24 protein-coding genes are annotated in these 21,616 nt (G+C 72.3%); 15 read left to right on the top strand and 9 right to left on the bottom strand.

The genetic code is table 11. The features are described from left to right. Positions 1-183 precede the first annotated feature (183 nt). The 5 genes from fabG (at position 184) to ACFCV8_RS27040 (ending at position 4,808) form a co-directional block, all read left to right on the top strand. On the top strand, positions 184-945 hold the full coding sequence (fabG, locus tag ACFCV8_RS27060; RefSeq protein ID WP_376688061.1) for a 3-oxoacyl-ACP reductase FabG: 762 nt from the start codon (positions 184-186) through the stop codon (positions 943-945). A gap of 20 nt (positions 946-965) precedes the next feature. Beyond that, positions 966-1,721, top strand: coding sequence for an SDR family oxidoreductase (locus ACFCV8_RS27055; protein WP_376688060.1), 756 nt, complete (start codon positions 966-968; stop codon positions 1,719-1,721). Between the two features lie 117 nt (positions 1,722-1,838). Next, positions 1,839-3,419, top strand: a complete 1,581-nt coding sequence (locus ACFCV8_RS27050) for an ABC transporter substrate-binding protein (protein ID WP_376688063.1) — start codon at positions 1,839-1,841, stop codon at positions 3,417-3,419. Positions 3,420-3,511: 92 nt separating this feature from the next. Beyond that, positions 3,512-4,195 (top strand): uracil-DNA glycosylase, encoded by a 684-nt coding sequence (gene ung, locus ACFCV8_RS27045; protein ID WP_376688059.1) that lies wholly within the window; start codon positions 3,512-3,514, stop codon positions 4,193-4,195. Between the two features lie 127 nt (positions 4,196-4,322). Next, the gene (locus ACFCV8_RS27040) at positions 4,323-4,808 is read left to right on the top strand and encodes a hypothetical protein (protein WP_376688058.1); all 486 of its coding nucleotides are present in this window, start codon (positions 4,323-4,325) and stop codon (positions 4,806-4,808) included. A gap of 46 nt (positions 4,809-4,854) precedes the next feature. Here the strand turns inward: ACFCV8_RS27040 and ACFCV8_RS27035 are convergent, their stop codons facing one another. Continuing rightward, positions 4,855-5,325 (bottom strand): hypothetical protein, encoded by a 471-nt coding sequence (locus tag ACFCV8_RS27035; protein ID WP_376688057.1) that lies wholly within the window; start codon positions 5,323-5,325, stop codon positions 4,855-4,857. 75 nt (positions 5,326-5,400) lie between these two features. After that, complete coding sequence (locus tag ACFCV8_RS27030; protein WP_376688056.1) at positions 5,401-6,009, bottom strand: TetR/AcrR family transcriptional regulator; 609 nt, start codon at positions 6,007-6,009, stop codon at positions 5,401-5,403. Between the two features lie 113 nt (positions 6,010-6,122). Between ACFCV8_RS27030 and ACFCV8_RS27025 the strand changes: the two genes are divergently transcribed. From ACFCV8_RS27025 to ACFCV8_RS27015, 3 genes are all read left to right on the top strand, one after another. Further along, positions 6,123-7,343 (top strand): FAD-dependent monooxygenase, encoded by a 1,221-nt coding sequence (locus tag ACFCV8_RS27025; RefSeq protein ID WP_376688055.1) that lies wholly within the window; start codon positions 6,123-6,125, stop codon positions 7,341-7,343. A 14-nt stretch (positions 7,344-7,357) separates the two neighbouring features. Continuing rightward, the gene (locus tag ACFCV8_RS27020) at positions 7,358-8,257 is read left to right on the top strand and encodes a Gfo/Idh/MocA family protein (protein ID WP_376688054.1); all 900 of its coding nucleotides are present in this window, start codon (positions 7,358-7,360) and stop codon (positions 8,255-8,257) included. A gap of 91 nt (positions 8,258-8,348) precedes the next feature. Next, the gene (locus ACFCV8_RS27015; protein WP_376688053.1) at positions 8,349-8,693 is read left to right on the top strand and encodes a hypothetical protein; all 345 of its coding nucleotides are present in this window, start codon (positions 8,349-8,351) and stop codon (positions 8,691-8,693) included. Here the strand turns inward: ACFCV8_RS27015 and lnt are convergent. From lnt to ACFCV8_RS27000, 3 genes are all read right to left on the bottom strand, one after another. After that, positions 8,680-10,266, bottom strand: coding sequence for an apolipoprotein N-acyltransferase (gene lnt / locus ACFCV8_RS27010; RefSeq protein WP_376688052.1), 1,587 nt, complete (start codon positions 10,264-10,266; stop codon positions 8,680-8,682). The genes ACFCV8_RS27015 and lnt overlap by 14 nt on opposite strands. Before the next feature lie 55 nt (positions 10,267-10,321). Next, on the bottom strand, positions 10,322-10,819 hold the full coding sequence (locus ACFCV8_RS27005; RefSeq protein WP_376688051.1) for a nuclear transport factor 2 family protein: 498 nt from the start codon (positions 10,817-10,819) through the stop codon (positions 10,322-10,324). A 65-nt stretch (positions 10,820-10,884) separates the two neighbouring features. After that, on the bottom strand, positions 10,885-11,748 hold the full coding sequence (locus ACFCV8_RS27000; protein WP_376688050.1) for a universal stress protein: 864 nt from the start codon (positions 11,746-11,748) through the stop codon (positions 10,885-10,887). 207 nt (positions 11,749-11,955) lie between these two features. Here ACFCV8_RS27000 and ACFCV8_RS26995 point away from each other — a divergent pair, with 207 nt between their 5' ends. Both ACFCV8_RS26995 and ACFCV8_RS26990 read left to right on the top strand, forming a co-directional pair. Then, positions 11,956-12,225, top strand: a complete 270-nt coding sequence (locus ACFCV8_RS26995) for a hypothetical protein (RefSeq protein WP_376688049.1) — start codon at positions 11,956-11,958, stop codon at positions 12,223-12,225. Between the two features lie 59 nt (positions 12,226-12,284). Further along, positions 12,285-12,539, top strand: a complete 255-nt coding sequence (locus ACFCV8_RS26990) for a LapA family protein (protein WP_376688048.1) — start codon at positions 12,285-12,287, stop codon at positions 12,537-12,539. Between the two features lie 56 nt (positions 12,540-12,595). Here ACFCV8_RS26990 and ACFCV8_RS26985 read toward each other — a convergent pair whose 3' ends face one another. Both ACFCV8_RS26985 and ACFCV8_RS26980 read right to left on the bottom strand, forming a co-directional pair. Next, positions 12,596-13,468, bottom strand: coding sequence for an undecaprenyl-diphosphate phosphatase (locus ACFCV8_RS26985; protein ID WP_376688047.1), 873 nt, complete (start codon positions 13,466-13,468; stop codon positions 12,596-12,598). Positions 13,469-13,690: 222 nt separating this feature from the next. Further along, entirely contained in the window at positions 13,691-14,398 is a 708-nt protein-coding gene (locus tag ACFCV8_RS26980; protein ID WP_376688046.1) for a TVP38/TMEM64 family protein, read from the bottom strand. 390 nt (positions 14,399-14,788) lie between these two features. On the opposite strand from ACFCV8_RS26980, the gene tuf reads away from it, so the two are divergent. From tuf to ACFCV8_RS26965, 3 genes are all read left to right on the top strand, one after another. After that, entirely contained in the window at positions 14,789-15,976 is a 1,188-nt protein-coding gene (gene tuf / locus ACFCV8_RS26975; protein WP_376688045.1) for an elongation factor Tu, read from the top strand. Between the two features lie 89 nt (positions 15,977-16,065). Beyond that, positions 16,066-16,911, top strand: a complete 846-nt coding sequence (locus ACFCV8_RS26970; RefSeq protein WP_376688044.1) for a patatin-like phospholipase family protein — start codon at positions 16,066-16,068, stop codon at positions 16,909-16,911. A gap of 22 nt (positions 16,912-16,933) precedes the next feature. Continuing rightward, complete coding sequence (locus tag ACFCV8_RS26965) at positions 16,934-17,779, top strand: spermidine synthase (RefSeq protein ID WP_376688043.1); 846 nt, start codon at positions 16,934-16,936, stop codon at positions 17,777-17,779. On the opposite strand, the gene ACFCV8_RS26960 is transcribed toward ACFCV8_RS26965, so the two are convergent. Both ACFCV8_RS26960 and ACFCV8_RS26955 read right to left on the bottom strand, forming a co-directional pair. Next, positions 17,741-19,039, bottom strand: a complete 1,299-nt coding sequence (locus ACFCV8_RS26960) for an MFS transporter (protein WP_376688042.1) — start codon at positions 19,037-19,039, stop codon at positions 17,741-17,743. The genes ACFCV8_RS26965 and ACFCV8_RS26960 overlap by 39 nt on opposite strands. A 61-nt stretch (positions 19,040-19,100) precedes the next feature. Next, a complete protein-coding gene (locus ACFCV8_RS26955) occupies positions 19,101-20,168 on the bottom strand; it encodes a hypothetical protein (RefSeq protein WP_376688040.1) in 1,068 nt (355 codons plus the stop codon). 153 nt (positions 20,169-20,321) lie between these two features. Between ACFCV8_RS26955 and ACFCV8_RS26950 the strand changes: the two genes are divergently transcribed. After that, positions 20,322-20,759, top strand: coding sequence for a DUF4442 domain-containing protein (locus ACFCV8_RS26950; RefSeq protein ID WP_376688062.1), 438 nt, complete (start codon positions 20,322-20,324; stop codon positions 20,757-20,759). Positions 20,760-20,919: 160 nt separating this feature from the next. Continuing rightward, positions 20,920-21,579 carry a DedA family protein gene (locus ACFCV8_RS26945; protein ID WP_376688039.1) on the top strand — a complete coding sequence of 220 codons (660 nt, stop codon included), beginning with the start codon at positions 20,920-20,922 and terminating at the stop codon, positions 21,577-21,579. Positions 21,580-21,616: the final 37 nt, after the last annotated feature.

Raw genomic sequence — 21,616 nt, 5'->3', positions numbered from 1 at the left:
GATGTGACATGCGCCGCTGCGGCCGTGCGCCGTTGACACCGGGTGCCAGGGCTTCTAGCGTCTCGTCTGCTGAAGGTACTAAGCGGTCGCTCAGACATCGGGAAGGTTCCGCGCACACGAGATCCGGTGCGGGAGGCGCCCCGGACCCGCTGGGCGGCGATCCAAGGGCGAGGAGAACCAAGCATGTCCACCACCGAGCAGCGTGTGGCCGTAGTGACCGGAGGGGCCCGGGGCATCGGCGCCGCCACCGCGGTACGCCTGGCGGCCGAGGGCCGCGCCGTCGCCGTACTCGACCTCGACGAGGCGGCCTGCAAGGACACCGTCGACGCGATCACCGCAGCCGGGGGCAGGGCTCTCGCGGTCGGCTGCGACGTCTCCGACAGCGCCCAGGTGGAAGCCGCGGTCGCGCGGGTCGCCGCCGAGCTCGGCGCCCCGACGATCCTGGTCAACAACGCGGGAGTGCTCCGCGACAACCTGCTCTTCAAGATGAGCGAGTCCGACTGGGACACCGTGATGAACGTCCACCTCAAGGGCGCGTTCCTGATGGCCAAGGCCGTCCAGAAGCACATGGTGGACGCCGGGTTCGGCCGGATCGTCTCGCTCTCCTCCTCCTCGGCGCTCGGCAACCGGGGGCAGGCCAACTACGCCGCGGTCAAGGCGGGTCTCCAGGGCTTCACCAAGACCCTCGCCAAGGAGCTCGGCAAGTTCGGCATCACCGCCAACGCCGTCGCCCCCGGCTTCATCGTCACCGAGATGACCGCGCAGACGGCCGCCCGGATCGGCATGGGCTTCGAGGACTTCCAGGCCGCGGCCGCCACCCAGATCCCGGTGCAGCGCGTGGGCCGCCCCGAGGACATCGCCAACGCCATCGCCTTCTTCACGGGCGACGACGCGGGCTTCGTCTCCGGCCAGGTCCTGTACGTCGCCGGCGGACCGCTCAACTGAGGCCGGAGGACCGGGACATCATGACAGTGCAGGACAGCGGGAAGGTCGCGCTCATCACGGGCGCGAGCCGGGGCATCGGCTACGGCATCGCCGAGGCGCTGGTGGCCCGGGGCGACCGGGTGTGCATCACCGGCCGCGGCGAGGAAGCGCTCCAGGAGGCCGTGCGGCGCCTCGGCGTCGACCGGGCGATCGGCGTGGCGGGCAAGGCCCACGACGCGGCGCACCGGACCGAGGCCGTCGAGCGCACCATGGAGGCGTTCGGCCGGGTCGACTTCCTTGTCAACAACGCCGGAACGAATCCGGTCTTCGGGCCGATCGCGGAGCTCGACCTCGACGTCGTCCGCAAGGTCTTCGAGATGAATGTCGTCTCGGCGCTCGGCTTCGCGCAGCTGACCTGGAAGGCGTGGCAGAAGGAGAACGGCGGGGCGATCGTCAACATCGCCTCGGTCGCCGGTGTTTCCGCCTCGCCCTTTATCAGTGCCTACGGCATGAGTAAAGCCGCCATGATCAATCTGACCCTGCAACTGGCGCACGAGTTCGCGCCGGTCGTCCGGGTCAATGCGATCGCCCCGGCGGTGGTGAAGACCAAGTTCGCGCAGGCGCTGTACGAAGGCCGTGAGGCGGAGGCCGCGGCCGCTTATCCGCTGGGCCGGCTGGGAGTTCCCGCGGACATCGGCGGAACCGCCGCGTTCCTGACATCCAGCCAGTCGGAGTGGATGACTGGGCAGACCCTGGTGGTCGACGGCGGAATTTTCCTGAACGCGGGCGTGGGCTGAGACGGCCTGAGCGGATTTGGCCCTGATTGGCTCAAGTGCCCTGCCGGGCCTACGGATTGACCCGGCAGGGCACTGCGGTATCGTCTGCCGACCCATGGCTGATCGAGGAGCGTGCACGTGTTCTACCGGGCCAGTCTGCAGGCCGCTGCAGTCCTTGCTTCCCTTTCTCTGCTGGCCGGCTGCGGACTTCTTTCCGACAGCGGTTCGAAGGACGAGCAGAAGATAGTCGTCGGCACCACCAGTGAACCCTCGACCCTCGATCCGGCGGCGGCGTGGGACAACTCCTGGGAGCTGATGCGGAATGTCTTCCAGACCCTGGTGAGTTTCCCGACCGGAAGCACCCGGCCCGAGCCCGATGCCGCGGAATGGTGCAGGTTCACCGATACGACCAGCACCTCCTACCGGTGCAAGATGCGCAAGGGTCTGAAATTCTCCAACGGGGACGTCCTCGACGCCGCGGCGGTGAAGTACTCCATCGAGCGGATCTCGGAGATCGGCTTCAAGAGCGGCCCGGTCGGCATGCTCGGCTCTCTCGACCGCGTCGAGACGAAGGGGGACGACATCGTCGTCTTCCACCTCTCCCGGCCGGATGCCACGTTCCCGTTCATTCTGGCCACGCCCGCGATGTCCCTGGTGGCCCCCGGTGACTATTCGCGGCACAAGATACGCAACGACGGAAAGGTCACGGGTTCCGGCCCGTATCTCCTGGACTCGTACAAGCCGGGCAGCCGCGCCGAACTCGTGAAGAACCCGGACTACAAGGGATTCGCGAACCGGAAGAACGACGCCGTCACCATCCGGTACTACAAGGAATCCGCCCCGGTGGTCGCGGCGCTGCGGAACAAGAAGATCGACGCGATCTACCGCGGTCTCACCGCCGAGGAGGTCGTCGGCCTGGAGCGGGACCAGCCCAAGGACGGGAAGCCGCAGATCGTCGAGACGGTCGGCGCGGACATCCGCTTCCTGGTCTTCAACCCCGAGGACCCGGCGAGCGGGAACGTGGCCGTACGGCGGGCCGTCGCCCAGCTCGTCGACCGCGACGCCCTGGTGGCGAAGGTGTACCAGGGCACGGCCGAACCGCTGTACTCCATGGTCCCCAAGGGCATCGCCGGGCACACCACCAGCTTCTTCGACACGTACGGCGACCCGGACCCGGTCAAGGCGAAGCAGATCCTGTCCAAGGCGGGCATCACCAAGCCGGTCGAGCTGACGCTCTGGTTCACCACCGACCGCTACGGCTCCTCCACCGCCCCCGAATTCGACGAGCTGAAGCGCCAGCTGGAGAGTTCCGGGCTGTTCCGGATCACGCTCAGGAGCAAGCCCTGGAAGGCCTTCCAGGAGGGTTTCACCAAGGGTGATTACCCCGTCTTCGGCCGTGGCTGGTTCCCGGACTTCCCGGACCCGGACAACTTCATCGCCCCGTTCGTCGGCAAGCAGAGCGTCACGGGCATGCCGTACCTGAAGGACGAGATCACCAAGGAGCTGCTGCCGCAGACCCGCAAGGAGGGCGACCGCGGCGCGGTCGTCAAGCAGTTCGAGCGGGCCCAGAAGATCCTCGTCGACGACGTGCGGATGCTGCCGCTGTGGCAGGGCAAGCTGTACGTCGCCTCGGGAGAGGACATCGGCGGCGGCGAGCGCGCGCTGGACCCGCAGACGGTCATGCAGATGTGGGAGTTCTACCGCAAGACCAGCTGGTAGCCGGCCGGTGACCCCGGACCGCGGGACGCGTTGTCAGTGGCCCCCGGTAGGTTCTCCGACGTACAGCTGATTGCTTACCGGAGGTTGTTGAAGTGACCGACACCGACCTGCTGCCCGAGTCCTGGCGCGGCGTCCTCGGCGACGAGCTGCAGAAGCCCTATTTCAAGGAGCTCACCGAGTTCGTCGAGGAGGAGCGGGCCAAGGGGCCGGTCTATCCGCCGCGCGACCAGGTCTTCGCCGCTCTGGACGCCACCCCCTACGACAAGGTGAAGGTCCTCGTCCTCGGCCAGGACCCGTACCACGGCGAGGGGCAGGGGCACGGGCTGTGCTTCTCCGTGCGGCCGGATGTGAAGACGCCGCCCTCGCTGCGGAACATCTACAAGGAGATGAAGGAGGAGCTGGGCCTGCCGGTCCCGGACAACGGCTATCTGATGCCGTGGGCCGAGCAGGGCGTGCTCCTGCTCAACGCCGTTCTGACGGTCCGCGCGGGCGAGGCCAACTCGCACAAGGGCAAGGGCTGGGAGAAGTTCACCGACGCCGTGATCCGGGCCGTCGCCTCGCGGCCCGACCCGGCGGTCTTCGTGCTCTGGGGCAACTACGCCCAGAAGAAGCTCCCGCTGATCGACGAGGAGCGCCACGTGGTGGTGAAGGGTGCCCACCCCTCGCCGCTCTCGGCCAAGAAGTTCTTCGGCTCCCACCCGTTCACGCAGATCAACGAGGCGGTGGCGGCACAGGGCCACGACGCCATCGACTGGCGCATCCCGGACCTGGGCTGAGCCTGGTTCCCGGTCCGGTCCGTGGCGTCCGGACCGGGACGCCCGCCCGAGCCTCAGCGGGATCGGCCGCCGCTGGCGTTAGCGTCGACCGGTAGGCAACGGGGGACCGGCGCGCGAGGAGGCCGCGGTGGCGGAGCAGCGGGAGGCGTCCAGGGACGCCGTCATGACCAGGATCGGCCAGGCGGTCATGCTGCTGCACGGCGGTGACCGGGAGGAGGCCCGCAACCGCTTCGGGGCTCTCTGGTCGGAGATCGGCGAGGCGGGGGACGCCCTGGGCCGGTGCACCCTGGCCCACTACATGGCCGACGCCCAGGACGATCCCGGTGACGAACTGGCCTGGGACCTGCGGGCGTTGACCGCGGCGGGCGGGCTGGGCGGCGAGCGGGCGGCCCCGCACCCCGACGCCCCCGCGCTTCGCGCCTTCTACCCCTCGCTCCACCTCAGCCTCGTGGCGGACTACCTCAAACTCCGGCACCCCGACGCGGCGCGGTTCCACCTGGACCGGGCCCGCGCCGCCGCCGGTGTGCTCGCGGACGGGCGGGCCGACGACGGATACGCGCAGGGGGTGCGCGCGGCGATCGCCCGGCTGGAGCTGCGGCTGCGCGAGCCCTGAGCGCGGCCCGCCGGACGGGCCGCGCCGTGTCCGGGGGCGGAGGGTCTCAGTGCCCGTAGGTGTCGTCGCAGATCCTGGACTGGGGGCTGCCCGCGGGCCAGTGCCCGTAGCCGCGGCCCAGTGCGCAGATCCCCGTGCCCGAGGCCGGCGGCCGCGGCACGGGCACCGGCACGGTCACGGCGGGCGGCACGGCGTGCGGACGGGGTTGCGGGCGCGTGGTGGCGGGGTGCCACTGCTGCCACGGGGTGTGGGGGCGGCGGGTGCCGGGCGGTGCGCCGGTCGCGGCCCGGTGCGAGGCGGCGGACGACGGGCGTGGGGTGGACGGCTCGGGGAGCGGCAGGGCCTCCAACGTGTCGTGGACCGGTGGCAGCACGATCTGCGGCGACAACTCCTGGGCGGGGCCGCTGGCATGCGGCAGGGGCGGGGCGTCCGGGCCCGGCGCCACGGACACACAGCCGGACATTGTCGCGGCGGCCATGCCCACCAGGAGGCTCACGGTGATTCGGGTTCGTTGCACCTGATCAACTCTGCGGTGCGGACGCGGCCCGGGTGGGCGGGGCAGGCCGGATTGCTCCGCACGGGTGACACCCGGTCAGCGAGGCGCCCATCCGGGCCCGAGCATTCCGTTCAGCAGTTCGGTGAATCCGGCGCGCAGCTCCGCCTCGCCCGGGACGGAGCGGTGGAACGAGCCCGCGGCGCACGAGAACATCAGCCCTTCGCACCAGGCCACCAGGGACAGGGTGTGCCGCTCGGGCTCGGCCGAGCCGGCCGCCGTCATCACGGCCAGCAGCGGTTCGCGGAACTGGCGGCCCGTCGCGTCGAAGAACTCCCGCAGCTCCGGCCGCCGGGTCGCCTCCAGGGCGAGCTCGTAGCGGCAGACCAGCAGTTCGCGGTGGTGGGTCAGATAGCGGTGGAGTGCCGCCGCGAGCGCGGCGACCAGCTCCCGGGGTCCGCCGCCCGGCAGTCCGCCGGGGGTCAGCACCCTCGCCTCGCGCTCCGCCAGCCGTCGTACCGCCGCCTCCAGCAGGGACTGCCGGGTGCGCGCGTAGTTGGACGTCGAGCCCTGGGGGAGTCCCGCGCGCTCGTCGACCGCGCGGTGGGTCAGCCCCCGCATTCCGCGTTCGGCGAGCAGACCGAGGGCGGCGTCGGCGATGACGTCGGCCCGGGAAGTACGGGAAGTGCCGGTGGTGCGTGTGGCCATGAGGTCAACCTACCCCTGGAACTACGGCTGTAGTACGGTGAAGTGGTCACTACGGATGTAGTTCAAGGCGTCGGGTCCCCCGCGCCACGGGCCCGATGATTCGTGGAGGAGTCATGGACGAGCCCCGTGCCGTCGTCATCGGCAGCGGAATCGGCGGCCTCACCGCGGCGGTGGCGCTGCACCGCCGGGGCTGGCGGGTCACCGTGCTGGAACGGGCGGCCTCCCTGGAGCCGGTGGGTGCCGGGATCGCGCTCGCCCCCAACGCCCAGCGCGCCCTGGACACCATCGGCATGGGCGACGAGATCAGGGAGCTCGCCGCCTGGCAGGGCGAGGGAGGGATGCGTGTTCCCGGCGGACGCTGGCTCGCCCGTACCGACAGCGCGGCCGCGGCACGGCGGTTCGGCGGACCGCTGGTCCTGCTGCATCGCGCCGTCCTGGTCGAACGTCTGGTGGCCCGGCTGCCCGAGGGCGCCGTCCGGACCGGTACCGCCGCGAGACTGCTCGACCCGGGGACGGCGGACGGTGCGCCCGCCGTGGTCGGGACGGACGCCGGAACCATCGAGGCGGACCTCGTCGTCGGCGCCGACGGCATCGACTCGGCCGTACGCGGCGTGCTCTTCCCGGACCATCCCGGCCCGGCGTACGCCGGATTCACCACCTGGCGCATCGTCGTCCCCGCGCCCGGCCGGCCCTTCGCCCCGCACGAGACCTGGGGGCGCGGCGCGATCTGGGGCACCCAGCCGCTCGGGGACGGCCGGGTCTACGCGTACGGCGCCGCCGCCGCCCCGGCCCGCGGACACGCCCCGGACGGCGAGAAGGCGGAACTGCTGCGCCGGTTCGGCGACTGGCACGACCCGATCCCGTCGGTCATCGCCGCCGCCGATCCCGGCCAGGTGCTGCGCAACGACGTCCGCCACCTGATCGACCCGCTGCCCGCCTTCCACCGGGGCCGCACCGTCCTGGTCGGCGACGGTGCGCACGCGATGGCGCCGAGTCTCGGCCAGGGCGGCAACCAGGCCGTCGAGGACGCGATCGTGCTCGCCCACCGGCTGCCGCCCGGCGGCGACCTCGGCGCCGGCACGGCCGCGTACACCGCCGACCGGCTGCCCCGTACCTCGGCCGTCGTCCGCAGGTCCGCCCGGACGGCACGACTCATGCGGCTGACCAGCCCGCCCGCCGTCGCGGCGCGCAACGCGCTGATGTCCGCCGCCTCCCGCCTGGGCCCCGCGCTCGTCCTGCGCGCCTTCGACGGGATCGCCGACTGGCAGCCGCCCCGGCACACGTATGCTGCCCCTCGCGAGGCGGAGCCGGCGCCGACGGACGCCGAACAGTGAGAGGGAGCACCCTGGTGAAGGTCGGTTGCATCGGGCTCGGTGACATCGCGCGCAAGGCGTACCTGCCGGTGCTGACCAGCCTGCCGGGCATCGAGCTGCACCTGCAGACGCGTACGCCCGCCACGCTCGCCGCCGTCGCCGAGGCGCACCGGATCCCCGCCGCGCGGTGCCACACCGACCTGGAGTCGCTGATCGCACAGGGGCTGGACGCCGCGTTCGTCCACGCCCCGACGACCGCGCACCCGCAGATCGTGGCCCGGCTGCTCGAGGCGGGCGTCGCCACCTACGTGGACAAGCCGCTGGCCTATGAACTCGCCGGGTCCCGGCGGCTGGTGGCCCTGGCCGAGGAACGCGGCACCAGCCTGGCCGTCGGCTTCAACCGCAGACTCGCCCCCGGCTACGCGGAGTGCGCCGAGCACCCGCGCGAGCTGATCCTCATGCAGAAGAACCGGGTCGGCATGCCGGAGGAGCCGCGCACCATGGTGCTCGACGACTTCATCCACGTCGTCGACACGCTCCGCTTCCTGGCACCGGGACCGGTCGAGGACACCGTTGTCCGGGCGAAGGTCCGCGACGGCCTGATGCACCACGTCGTGCTCCAGCTGTCCGGCGACGGATTCACCGCCATCGGAACGATGAACCGGCTCAGCGGCTCGACCGAGGAACGCCTCGAAGTCTCCGGCCAGGACGCCAAGCGGGAGGTCGTCAACCTCGCCGAGACCATCGACCACCAGGGGGCGCCGACCGTGCGACGGCGCGGTGACTGGGTGCCGGTGGCCCGCCAGCGCGGCATCGAGCAGTGCGTCCTGTCCTTCCTCGACGCCGTACGCGCCGGGACGGTGCTGCACGCCGGGGACGCCCTGGCGACCCACGAACTCTGCGAGCGGGTCCTGCGCGATCTGGACCTCGCCTGAGGCGCCGCGGCACCGCCCGGCCTCCGGATGCGCCCGCTCCGGCCGGGATGCAGGCTGGGGTGACGGCCCACCGGCCTGTGGAGGTGACCTCGTGCGACCTCACGGCGAACCCAAGGGCTGGGGAGCGCTCCAGCCGCCGCCCGGCTACTACTCGGCCGACGGCCGGCCGCCCGACGAGGCACAGCGTGTCCTGATCCTCGACTGGGCGGTCAACCAGCGGATAGCCGCCGGCTGGCGGGTGGAGTCCCGCTCCGGGACCCAGGTCGTCATGGTCCGGGGAACCCCGCTGAACCACGTCCTGCACGCCCTCCTGATGGTGCTCACCTGCTTCCTCTGGGGCGTCGTCTGGCTGGTGCTCGCCCTGACCAACAAGGTCGAGCGGGTCGCGCTGACCGTCGATGCCCAGGGCCACGTCATCTCCGTCAACGGTCCCTGACTGGCCGGGCGGACGTCGCGCGCCCACGGGCACCGGACGAGCGGGCCGCCTCGTACCCGCAGAACAGGGCCAGCACCGCCGCCGCACCCCCGAGCGGCCAGTCGCCCAGCCGTACGTAGAGCGTGGTGCCCGTGGCCAGTGGTACGTCGTACACCGAGGTACCCCTGACCCGCGTACCGAGCGGATCGCCGACCCGGGCGCCCGACGAGCCGTACGCCGCGGAGACCCCGGTGAGCGTGGCATGCACCATCGGGCGGCCGGTCTCGGCGGCCCGCAACGCCCCCAGTGAGGCGTGCTGCCAGGGCGCCCAGCTGTGCTGGAACGTGGAGGTCGAGGACTGGGCCACCAGCAACTGCGCACCGCTTCGGGCGAGCCGGCGGCTCATGTCGGGGAACGCGGACTCGAAGCAGATCATCGGCCCGATCCGCAGCCCGCGACCGCCCTCGGCCCCGGGCACCTCCATCGTGACCTGACGGGTGCCGCGCAGCCGGTCCTCGCCCGCCGCCCGGCCCACGGAGGTGACCCAGCCGAGCACCGACCGGGCCGGGACGTACTCGCCGAACGGCACCAGCCGCATCTTGTCGTAGCGGTCCCCGGTCGGCCCGTCCGGCCCCACCAGCAGCGCCGTCTTGAAGATCCCCGTCCGCCCGGACCGATCGGTCTGCCGGGCGTCCTCGTTGACCAGCACGTCCGCGCCCACCCGGCGCGCGAGCGCGGCGATCTGCCCGGCGATGTCCGGCGAACGCGCGAGATCCGCCCCCACACTGCTCTCGCCCCACACCACCAGATCGACATCGCGCCCGGCCAGCGCACCCGTCAGCCGCTCACCGGCGGCCAGCCGCCGCTCCGGACCACGTGGCCCGTCGAACACCCCCGGCTGCACGACGGCGATCCTGGCCGCTCCCGACTCCTCGGGGCGGGGTGCCCATGCCGCCGTCGCCCCCACGGCCAGGCCGCACGCCACGAGGCATGCCGCGGCCGCCGTACGCGCGGCCGGAGCCAGGAACAGCAGGGCGACGGCCGTGTTCACCGCCACCAGCACCCAGCTCACCAGCCACACGCCTCCCACCGACGCCACACGGAGCGCGGGGCCCACCTGCCACTGGGAGGCACCGAGCAGTCCCCACGGACCGCCGAGCGCGTCCCAGGAGCGGGCCAGCTCGATCATCAGCCACCCGCAGGGCACCAGGACGACCGCGCGGACGGCCTCCGGACCGGTCGGCCGCCCGCCGAGGGTCCGGTGGACCAGCAGCCCCCACGGCGCCCACAGCAGCCCGAGCAGTGCCGCCAGGAGCACGATGAAGACATGGAGGCTCGGCAACAGCCAGTGATGCACCGCGAACATGTAGCCGGTGCCGCCGAGCCAGCCGTCCAGCGCCGCCCGCCGCCCCGTACCCGCCGACCGGAGGAGGAGCAGCAACGGCACCAGACAGACACCGGCCAGCCACCACAGGTCCGGAGCGGGGAAGGTGAGCGCGGGCAGTGCCCCGGCGAGGAGCGCCGCCCCGCCCCGCAGCCAGGCCGAGCGCGGCAGCCGCTCCCACCGCCCGCCCCGACCGGCCGGAATCCGCATGCGGCGCCTCCTGTTCGCTTCCCCCGCCCCCGGGCCCGTCGGCGAGGATGTCTCCTCACTCCCCGGCGAAGAATCCTCCGGGGCCGCGCCACTTCTCCTGGACGGTCACCGTCCGGATGCGCCAGCCGTCGGCCGTGCGCGACAGCGTGAACGCGTACCGCCCGCCGGAGACGAAGTTCGGCGCGGTGGGCCGTGCCACCGCGTCATCCGCACCGTCCGGGGTGCTCTCCAGCCGCATCGGGTTGAGATAGTCGGCGTGGGCCTCGGCCCGCTCGCCGCCGTACCCGTCCGGGGCCTCGACGTCGATGCGCCGGTTGACGATCAGGTGCTGGCGTACGGGGAAGAGGCGCATCGTCTCCGCCAGCCACCCCGCCACCTCGCCCACCGGCCCCTCGATGCCGCCCGCGCCGCGGTAGTCGGCGCGGCCGTCCGGGGTGAACAGGGCCAGGTAGTCGGCCCACGCGCCGTCGTCCACCGCCACCGCGTAGCCCGTGAGCAGGGCGTCGACGGCGATCCGGTCCATCAGACGGGCGAGATCCGCGCGTTGCGTCATCGGGTCAGTGTCCGCCCGCCCGCCGAAGAGGCCAAGAGGCGTGCACGCACGGCCGGGCGGTGCGGTCAGCACGGCACCACGGCGACCGGGCCGAGCGCGTGCGTCAGCGTGGTCTGGGCGACGGGGGAGAGCCCGAGCCCGAGGGACTCGCCGCCCCGGCGACGCCCGATCACGGTGAGCGCCGCGGTGGCCGAGGCCGTGACCAGGGTGCGTGAGGCGGAACCGCTGACCGGCTCCCGTACGACCTCGACCTGCGGGTACTTCTCGCGCCAGCCCGCGGTGAGCTCCGAGAGGGTCCGCGCGGCGGCCTCGGCCGCGGCATCCCGGTCGAAGACGGGACCGCCGGAGATCATGGAGGAGAACATCGTCCAGCCGTGGACGATCCGCAGCCGCGCGCCGGGCCGGGCCGCGGCGGTCTCGAAGGCGAACTCCAGCACCGCCTCACTGCTCTCGTCGGCGGCCACCCCCGCGACGATGTCGGAAGGTACCGGTGCCCGCTCCGGCTCGTCCTCCCCGTCCGGGCCGCTGTGGACCACGACGACCGGGCAGTCCGCCATCGAGGCGGCCGCCAGGCTGTTGGAGCCGAGCAGCAGCGACCGGAAGCCGCCGAGCCCGCGCGAGCCGACGACGATCAGCGAGGCGTTGTGGCTGAGCGCGGAGAGCGCCGCCGAGGGGTAGTCGAGCGGTGTCAGCGTCGACGGGCTCAGCGACGGGGCGACCTCGGCGACCCGCCGCACGGACCGCGCGAGCAACTCGTCCGCCTCGCGACGGCGGTCCTCCCGCTCCGACGGCCGGTCGGGTGCCAGGGCGTGCACGATCGTGAGTCCGAGCCCCCGGCGCGCGGCTTCACGGGCGGCCCAGTCGAGCGCTTCGGCGCTGTGCGACGAACCGTCGACGGCGGCGATCACGGGGCGGTCGGTGCTGGTCATGGTGTCCCTCCAGGTTCCGGCGGTGCATGTCCCAGGCTGGTCGGCGCGGACACGGTGCGGCAGGGACTTTCGACCCTATCTGCCCGGAAGATCCAGGGCCTACCGCCACCCGCGTCGACTTGCGGAGCGCCCGACGGCGGAGTATGGCCCCGGGTGCGGCCGTTCTAGCCCCCTGCGACTGTCAGTGCCGGGTGCGATCCTGCCCCCATGGACGAGCTGATGCGGCAGCGGCGCGTGTACGGCGCCGATCACGACGACCCCGACCCGGGGCCCCGACCGGGCCACGTCTACCGGGAGTTGGTGGGCGGCCCGCTCGACGGCCTGCTGCTCGACGTGACCGGATGGACGGACCGGGCGCTGCGCGAGGGGGCGGCGCTGAACACGGAGATCGGGCGCTTCGGCCCCGGAGGCAGGGCGGAGTACGGGCCCCGGGACGGCGATCCGGACCACTGGGACTGGCGGGGCGACACCCCCTGAGCCGCCGCCCGGAAGAGGCCCGCCAGGACCGATCGCCCGAACCGCTCGATACTGGAGGCATGGCGCAGAAGACGTCCCGACCGCAGGAGCCGTCGACCCTGACCGTCAGGGGGCGGAGCGTACGCATCCGCACCATCGGGGCCGCGCTGCTCGCCGCTCTCACGGTCTGGTTCATCGCCGCGAACACCGGCTCGGTCGCCATCCGGCTCTGGGTCCCGTCCGTCACCCTGCCGCTCTGGGCGGTGCTGGCGGTGACCCTGCTCGTCGGCCTGGTCATGGGCGGATACCTCTTCCACCGCCGGACCAAGCGCTGACCCCGGGGCGCCGAGCACCCCGGGGTCGAAGAGTTCCCTGTCGTACGGGAGAGCCGTCAGCCCGCCGACTCGCCCGCGTGCGGGCTCAGCACGCCCGCCGCCACCAGCGCGAACAGCACCAGTCCGAGCAGCACCCGGTAGATCACGAACGGCATGAAGCTCTTGGTGGTAATGAACTTCATGAACCATGCAATTACGGCATATCCGACACCGAACGCGATGATCGTGGCGAAGATCGTCGGCCCCCACGAGACATGTCCCTCGCCCGCGTCCTTCAGCTCGAAGACGCCCGAGGCGAGCACCGCCGGGATCGCGAGCAGGAAGGAGTAGCGGGCCGCCGCCTCGCGGGTGTAGCCCATCAGCAGGCCACCGCTGATGGTGGCTCCGGAGCGGGACACGCCGGGGATCAGGGCCATCGCCTGGCAGACGCCGAAGATCAGGCCGTCCTTCACGCCGAGTTCCCTGAGCGTCTTGCGCTCTCTGCCCGCACGGTGCTTCCCGCCGACCTCGTCGCGGGCCGCGAGGCGGTCGGCGATGCCCAGCACGATGCCCATCACGATCAGGGTGGTGGCGATCAGCCGCAGATCGCGGAACGGCCCCTCGATCTGGTCCTTGAGCGTCACGCCGAGCACCCCGATCGGGATGGAGCCCACGATGACCAGCCAGCCCATCTGGGCGTCGTGGTCGCCGCGCATCGACCGGTCGACCAGCGAGCGGAACCAGGCGGAGACGATCCGGACGATGTCCTTGCGGAAGTAGATGAGGACCGCCGCCTCCGTACCGATCTGGGTGATGGCGGTGAACGCCGCACCCGGGTCGTGCCAGCCGGCGAACGCTGCGGTGAGCCGCAGGTGCGCGCTGGAGGAGATCGGCAGGAACTCGGTCAGTCCCTGTACGAGGCCCAGGACGAACGATTCGAACCAGCTCATGGGGCTTTGGCCATCCCGGGGGTGTTCGTGCATCGGTCGACGGCGAAAGCCGTCGGCAGCGTACGCATAGTGGTCAAATGGGGACAGGGCCCCCGAGGGGCCCGGAGATCTACGGTCGGTCGCGGGCAGGGTACCGCCCCCAGATGAACGGCGGTCGCGCGTCCCCCGGCCGCCCGTCGGCAGGGGCCGGTCCAGAAGGCGCGGGGGCCGGGGCGCGGCGGCTCACTCGGCGGTCAGCCGGTGGCGCCTGCGCCAGACGACGACCGCCCCCCCGATCCCCGTCAGCACGATGAAACCCATCGCGGCCAGGAAGGCCGGGGACGTCGGCGACGTGGCCTCGCTGCCCGCGACGACGTACGCGGCGGTGTTGGGGACCGAACCGAGCCCGGTGGCCCCCAGGAACGCCGGGTAGCCCATCCGGGAGACCGCCGCGCAATAGTTGGCCGCCGCGAACGGCACCCCGGGGAAGAGCCGCAGCGCCAGCATCGAACGGAAGCCGTGACGGCTCAGCTGCCCGTCCGCGGCCTTGAGGAACCGCCCGCGCAGCAAGGTGCGGAGCGCGTCCTGCCCGAGCACTCTTCCCAGGGCGAACGAGACGCCCGCGCCCAGCACCGTCCCCGCCAGCGCGGCGGCAAGTCCGGCCTGCGTACCGAAGAGCGCCCCGGCGGCGATGTTGAGCACCGGCCGGGGAACGAACGCCACGGTGCACACCCCGTACGCGGCCCCGAACAGGAGCACCGCCCCGGTGCTGCCGCTGAGCCGGGCGGGCCAGTCGGCCGCGAGCAGCCGCTGGGGTTCGAGCAGGAGCATTGTCGCCGCCGCGCCCAGCAGCACGGCCACGAGCAGCGAGAACCGGGACCAGGGTGAGAGCAGCGCCCTCGTGCAGCGCACGGCGAGGCCGGTGGCGGGCCGGGCGGCGGGGTCGAGCATGCGGGGAGAGTATCCGACGCCGGTGAATGACCGCCGTGACGCGCCCCGCGCACATCGTGGCGCGGAACCGGCGTGCGCCCACCGGGGACCGAACCGCCCCGGGGCAAGGGGGAGGCGCGCGAAAACCGTTCGACGCTGCCGGGCCCGTCCGCCATCATCGGAGCCATGTTCCGGTACGCCTTCCCCGCAGCGCCGTCCGCAGTCGCGGACGCGCCGAAGGCTGCCGCGATCCTCGTCATCGCAGCTGGTGCGGCAGCGTGCACCGCTGCCGCAGCGCCCTTCGGCGGCGCCCGAAGCTGACCCTCCCCCGACAGTCCGGCGGACCCCGCAAGGGGAGGGTCGGCAGGGCCCTGGGGTCTTCTCTCAGCTTCGAACACCAAGGAACGAACCATGTCCAAGACGGCATACGTGCGCACCAAGCCGCACCTCAACATCGGCACCATGGGCCACGTCGACCACGGCAAGACCACCCTGACCGCCGCCATCACCAAGGTCCTCAGCGAGCGCGGGACCGGCACCTTCGTCCCGTTCGACCGGATCGACCGGGCGCCGGAGGAGACGCGGCGCGGCATCACGATCAACATCGCGCACGTCGAGTACGAGACCGACACCCGTCACTACGCGCACGTCGACATGCCCGGCCACGCCGACTACATCAAGAACATGGTCACCGGCGCCGCCCAGCTCGACGGGGCGATCCTCGTCGTCTCGGCGCTCGACGGGATCATGCCGCAGACCGCCGAGCACGTCCTGCTCGCCCGCCAGGTGGGCGTCGACCACATCGTCGTCGCGCTCAACAAGGCGGACGCCGTCGAGGACGGCGACGACGCGGTGCTGACCGACCTGGTCGAGCTGGAGGTCCGCGAACTGCTCTCCGCGCACGGCTACGGGGGCGACTCCGTGCCCGTCGTACGGGTCTCGGGCCTCAAGGCCCTGGAGGGCGACCCACGCTGGACCTCGGCGATCGAGGCCCTGCTGGACGCCGTCGACACGTACGTGCCGATGCCGGTCCGCTACACCGACGCGCCGTTCCTGCTGTCGGTGGAGAACGTGCTGACCATCACCGGCCGGGGCACCGTCGTCACCGGGGCCGTCGAGCGCGGCACCGTCCGCACTGGCGAGAGGGTGTCGGTCCTCGGGGCGGACCGGGACATCGACACGGTCGTCACCGGCCTGGAGACCTTCGGGAAGCCGATGGAGTCCGCGCAGGCGGGCGACAACGTGGCGCTGCTGCTGCGCGGGGTGGAGCGCGGACGGGTCCGCCGCGGCGATGTGGTCGCGGCACCCGGCAGCGTGACGCCGAGCCGCCGTTTCACCGCGCAGGTGTACGTCCTGTCGGCGCGGGAGGGCGGCCGGACCACCCCGGTCACCACCGGCTACCGGCCGCAGTTCTACATCCGTACCGCGGACGTGGTCGGCGACATCGACCTCGGGGAGCTCGCCGTGGCGCGCCCCGGCGACACCGTCGACCTGACCGTCGAACTGGGGCGTGACGTCCCGCTGGAGACCGGACTCGGCTTCGCGATCCGCGAGGGCGGCCGCACGGTCGGCGCGGGCACCGTCACCGCCGTGCTCTGAGCGGCCCCGATCCGAGCGCCGGCGCCTCAAGGGCCCGTCTCCCGTACCCCGTTGGAGGCGGGCCCGGCGCCGTGCGCGAGACTGACGGCATGACGGACACAGCACTGGTACTCGGTTCCGGCGGTGTCACCGGCGGGGCCTGGGAGACGGGCGTCCTGCACGGTCTGGCGGAGGCCGGCGCGGACCTCTCCGTGACGGATCTGATCATCGGCAGCTCGGCCGGAGCGGTGGTCGGCGCGCAGCTGGCCTCCGGTCTCCTCGGCCTTCCCGAACTCTACGCACGCCAGCTCGCCGATCCGCACGACGTGAGGGGTGGCAAGCTGGGCGCGCGTGCCCTGCTGCGCTACACCGGCGCGGTCCTGTCCGCCCGTACGCCCGAGGCGTACGGGCGGAAGCTGGGCAGGCTCGCGCAGGACACACGGCCCGGCATCACCGCCGAGGAGCGGCGGGAGGTGATCGCGGGCCGGCTGCCGTCGCCGCAGTGGCCGGATCGTCCGCTGCTCGTCACCGCCGTGGACGTCACGACCGGCGACCTCCACACCTTCGGCAAGGACGACGGGGTGCCGCTCGCCGACGCCGTCACCGCGAGCTGCGCGGTCCCCGGCGTATGGCCCGTCGCCCGTTTCGAGGGGCGGACCTGGATCGACGGCGGGGTGCACTCCACGGCCAACGCCCAGCTCGCCGCCGGGTACCGGCGTGTCGTCGTGATCGCCCCGTCGGCCGCCGGCAGCCGGGCCCTCGCCTCGCCGCGCTCCCAGGTCGCCGAGCTCGCCGAGCAGGGCGCCCGGACCGCTCTCATCACCCCGGACGCCGCGGCGCGCAAGGCGTTCGGCCGCAATCCGCTCGACCCGGGCCACCGCGCCGCGGCAGCCCGCGCCGGGCTCGCCCAGGCGGCGGCGCACGCCGACGCCGTCGCCGCGGTCCTCGGCGGCTGACCGGGTCCCCCACAATGGGGGAGTGAACGACTCGATACCGGTGATCCGGGACGTGGACCAGGGCGTTGCCAGACTTCTCCCCGACGTGGACCGGGACCGGGCCTGGCTGCTCACCGTCGACGGCGCTCCCCAGTCCTACGTCGACCTCGACGCCCCGGACCACCTGGAGTTCGAGTACGCGCGACGGCTCGCCCATGTCGTGGACTGCGCCGCGGCACCGGGTGTGCCGCTGGACGTGCTCCACCTCGGCGGCGGCGCGCTCACCCTGCCCCGCTACGCCGCGGCGACCAGGCCCGGCTCCCGCCAGGACGTCGCGGAGGCCGACCTGGGACTCCTCGCCCTGGTCACCGAGCACCTTCCGGTCCCCGCCGACAGTGGGATCACCGTGCACGGCACGGACGCCCGGGGGCTGCTGGAGAAGACCCCGCCCGGCTCACTGGACCTGGTGATCGCGGACGTCTTCGGCGGCTCGCGGGTGCCCGCCCACCTCACCTCCGTCGAGTACGCGCGGGCCGCCCGCCGGGTACTGCGGGACGGCGGCGTCTACGCGGCCAACCTGGCCGACGGCGCGCCCTTCGGCTTCCTCCGCTCCCAACTGGCGACGTTCGCGGCCGTCTTCGAGGAACTGGCGCTGATCGCCGAACCGGCGGTGCTGCGCGGCCGGCGCTTCGGCAACCTGGTGCTCGTCGCCTCCGCACGCCCCGTCGACACCACGACCCTCACCCGGCGCTGCGCCGCCGACGCCTTTCCTGCCCGGGTCGAGTACGGCGCCGCCCTGGCGCGGCTGGCCGGCGGGGCCCGGCCGGTCGGGGACGGAGAGGCGGTCGCCTCACCCGAGCCGCCCGACGGCGCCTTCAGCATCGGCTGACACGGGTTCCGGGCCCTTCGCCACCTCGGCACCGAGAGGGGCCCGGGTCAGCCGGCGTACGTCCGGCACGAACAGGACCGCCCCGGTGACCAGCACGATCAGCGCCGCGCAGCCCCACAGCGCCTGACTGCGCCCGACCAGCGACTCCACCGGTCCGGCGACCGCGGTGGCCAGCGGCATCATCGCCACCGAACCGAACCAGTCGTACGCGGAGACCCGGGAGAGCTTCTCCTCCGGGATCTCCTGGTGCATGGCCGTCATCCAGGAGACCCCGAACACCTCGATGGCCACCCCGCTGACGAACATCACCACGCACAGGACGCCCACCGGCAGTGGCACCGCGAGTCCTGCCGAGGGGAGCGCCAGCGGGAAGACGCAGAGCGTCCCGGCCAGCAGCAGCCGCCGCGGCCTCCAGCGCGTCATCAGCAGGGCGCCGCCCAGCGTTCCGGCGCCGAACGCGGCGAGCGCGAACCCCCAGGGCCGGGCGCCGCCCAGTTCGTCCCGGGCGACCAGCGGACCGTACACCGACTCGGCGGCCCCCACCGCGGCGACGACCACCGAGAACTGCGCCACGATGCTCCACAGCCAGGGGCGGCCGATGAACTCCTGCCAGCCGTCGCGCAGATCGGCGAGCAGCCCGCCGCCCGGGGCGCGCGGGGGGATGTGGCTGACGTCCAGGAACGCGCGCAGCGCACCCGCCAGCGCGAAGGCCACGGCGTCCACGGCCAGCACCCAGCCCGGATCCATCGCAGCGATCATCGCGCCGCCGAGCGCGGCACCGCCGATCGAGGCGCCCTGCATCGACATCCGGAACAGGGCGAAGGCCCGGCTCGCCTGCTCCCGGTCGACACTGGACATCAGCATGCCCTCGGCCGCCGGGTTGAAGAACGCCTGCCCCGTGCCGCACAAAGCGGTGAGCAGCATCATCTGCCACAGCTTCGGATCACCGGCCAGCACCAGCCAGGCGAACGCGGCCTGCGAGAGGCAGTTGAGGGTGTTCGCCGCGACCATCACGCGGTGACGCGGCAGCCGGTCCGCGATCGCGCCGCCGATCAGCAGGAAGAGCACCAGGGGCGCGGTCCTGGCCGCGGCCACCAGACCGACGTCCCCGCCGTCACCGCCCGCCTTCAGTACGGCGAACGCCGCCGCGATCAACGCGCCATGGGTGCCCAGGCCCGTGATGATCGCGGCGGCGGTCAGCAGACGGTAGTTGCGCCCGGAGCGCGGCGGACGGGACACGGGGGCGGAAGCGGCAGTCACCCACGGAATATGCCTGCCGCACCCCATGCCCTGCCAGCCGTTTTTTCCGGCGGCGGAACGGTCAGTCGGACTTGACGACGTCCACCAGCCGTACCGTGCTCAGGATCTGCTGGATCGTGGCGTCCGGGAACTCGTCCTTGACGTTGTCGGCCCCGTACAGCACCCAGGAGGCGAACTCGTTGTCCTTGTTCTTGAAGGTGAAGGCGATGGACTTGCCGTCGCTGCTGCACTTCTCCTTCTTCTTGACGTTCGGGGCGGTCGCGGTGACCACCTGGCCGGTGAGCCCCGACTTGGTGGTGTACGACTTGGCCTCGGTGAACTTGATGGTGCTCTCGGGCATGTGCTGCGCGTAGGCCGCCCACACCCAGGTACCGGCCTCGCTGTGCGCGTTCTTGGCCGCGTCGGTGGCGCCCTGGGCGCCCCGGGTGCCGGCACTGGCGAGGCTCATGGTCTCCTCCGTGCCGTCCTTGTCGGAGTCGTCCACGCACCACCGCGACTTGTAGAACGACGGTGCGGAGAAGCCGATCAGCGGCGAGCCGTCGCCCTTCTTCTCGTCCTCGAAGTACGAAGCCGCGCCGGGCCTGCCGACCTCCCAGTCGCCGGGCACGTCGAACTGCGTGCCCCACTTGGGGTTGGTGACGACCTTCCACCCCGCGATGAGCGGCTTGGGGTCGTCCTCGTCGCCGCGCGGGTTCGCCGCGCCGGACGAGGCCGAGCCGGACGGCTTGGCGGGCGCCGAGGACTCCTTGCCGTCGGCGACGTCCTTGTCCTTGTCGTTCTTGTTCATCACGACGACACCCGTGACCACGGCGGCCACGACGACAGCGGCGGCCGCGACGATCGCGACGACGGTGTGCTTCTTCTTGTTGTCACCGCCGCCGGGCCGCACGTCACCGGGCGGGCCGGGCACCGCGTACTGCGGCACGGTCGGCTGCTGGTACGGGTTCGGCGGGTAGCCGGGCGGAGGGCCCTGCTGCGGCTGTCCCGGCTGCGGTGCGGGCTGCCCCGTCTGCTGGTACCCCGGCTGCTGATAGGGATTGGGCTGCTGGTACCCCGGCTGCTGGTACGGGTTCTGATTCTGGTCCTGCGGGTTTTGCTCGCCCCCGGGCGGCTGCTGTCCTGGCCACATGGCGAGTAACGATAGAGGTGCGGTGGCCGGTCTGCTACGCCCGCCCCCGTGTGCGGACCGTGAAGGAAACGATCAGTAACGGTCGCTCGAGGGACACGAGGATGGCCAAGAGCTGCTACTCATGAGTAACATCTGGTCATGAGCGCAGCACAGATGACCGTCGGCGAGATGCTCGTGGCGACGGTCCCGATGGCCCGGACCCTCAATCTCGAATTCCTGGAGACGACCGCCGAGCGTGCGGTGGTCCGCCTGCCTGACCAGGCCGACTACCACAACCACATCGGCGGACCGCACGCCGGAGCGATGTTCACGCTGGCGGAGTCGGCGAGCGGCGCGATCGTGATCGCCGCTTTCGGTGACCAGATGTCGCGCGCCGTGCCGCTGGCCGTGAAGGCGGAGATCGGCTACAAGAAGCTGGCCAAGGGCGTTGTCACCGCCACCGCGACCCTCGGACGCCCGGTGGCCGAGGTCGTCGCCGAACTCGACGCGGGCGAGCGGCCGGAGTTCCCGGTGGCCATCGAGATCCGGCGCGAGGACGGGGCGGTGACCGGCGAGATGACGGTCGTCTGGACGCTGCGCCCCCACTCCTGATCCCGGCCCGTGCCCGCAGGGGCCGCCGCACTGCCCGACCCGGGGCCGCGCGGCGGCCCCTTCATGCTGTTCCGGCGGCCTGAACGCCAGGTAGGCTGCCCGCCGTGCGCCGAGGAGTTGACCGGCGGACAACCCACAACAGCTTCGGGAGGAACGGGCGTTGCACATCCAGGAATGGCTGGAGACCATCCCCGCGATCAGCGTGTACGCCCTGGTGGCCGGGGTCATCGGACTGGAGAGCCTCGGCATCCCGCTGCCGGGCGAGATCGTCCTGGTCAGCGCGGCGCTCCTGGCCGCCGGGCACGACGGGATCAACCCCTATGTCCTCGGGGCCTGTGCCTCGGCGGGCGCCGTCATCGGTGACTCGATCGGATACGCCATCGGCCGCAAGGGCGGCCGTCCGCTGCTCGCCCGGCTGGGCCGGAAGTTCCCCAAGCACTTCGGCGAGGCCCAGATCGCGCTGGCGGAGCGGTCGTTCGACAAGTGGGGCATGTGGGCGGTGTTCTTCGGCCGGTTCATCGCGCTGCTGAGGATCTTCGCGGGCCCGCTGGCCGGGGTCCTGCACATGCCCTACTGGCGGTTCCTCATCGCCAATGTGCTCGGCGGCATCGTCTGGGCGGGAGGCACCACGGCCGTCGTCTACTCCGTCGGAGTGGTCGCCGAAGCCTGGCTGAAGCGGTTCTCGTACCTCGGCCTGGTGGCCGCGGTGCTGGTCGGCATCACCTCGATGCTGATCGTGCGCAACCGGGCCAAGAAGGCCGCCGAGCGGGTCTCGGCCGGTACCGCCCCCGAACCGGCGGCGGTGCCGGCCGCGGACTGATCCGCACGGCGGACGGAACGGGCGCGGCCGCACCGGC

The organism is Streptomyces sp. NPDC056347 (assembly GCF_042262625.1).
Classification (GTDB): domain Bacteria; phylum Actinomycetota; class Actinomycetes; order Streptomycetales; family Streptomycetaceae; genus Streptomyces.
The sequence above is the reverse complement of the archived record's forward strand: the minus strand, read 5'-3'. Positions and strand labels throughout refer to the sequence as shown.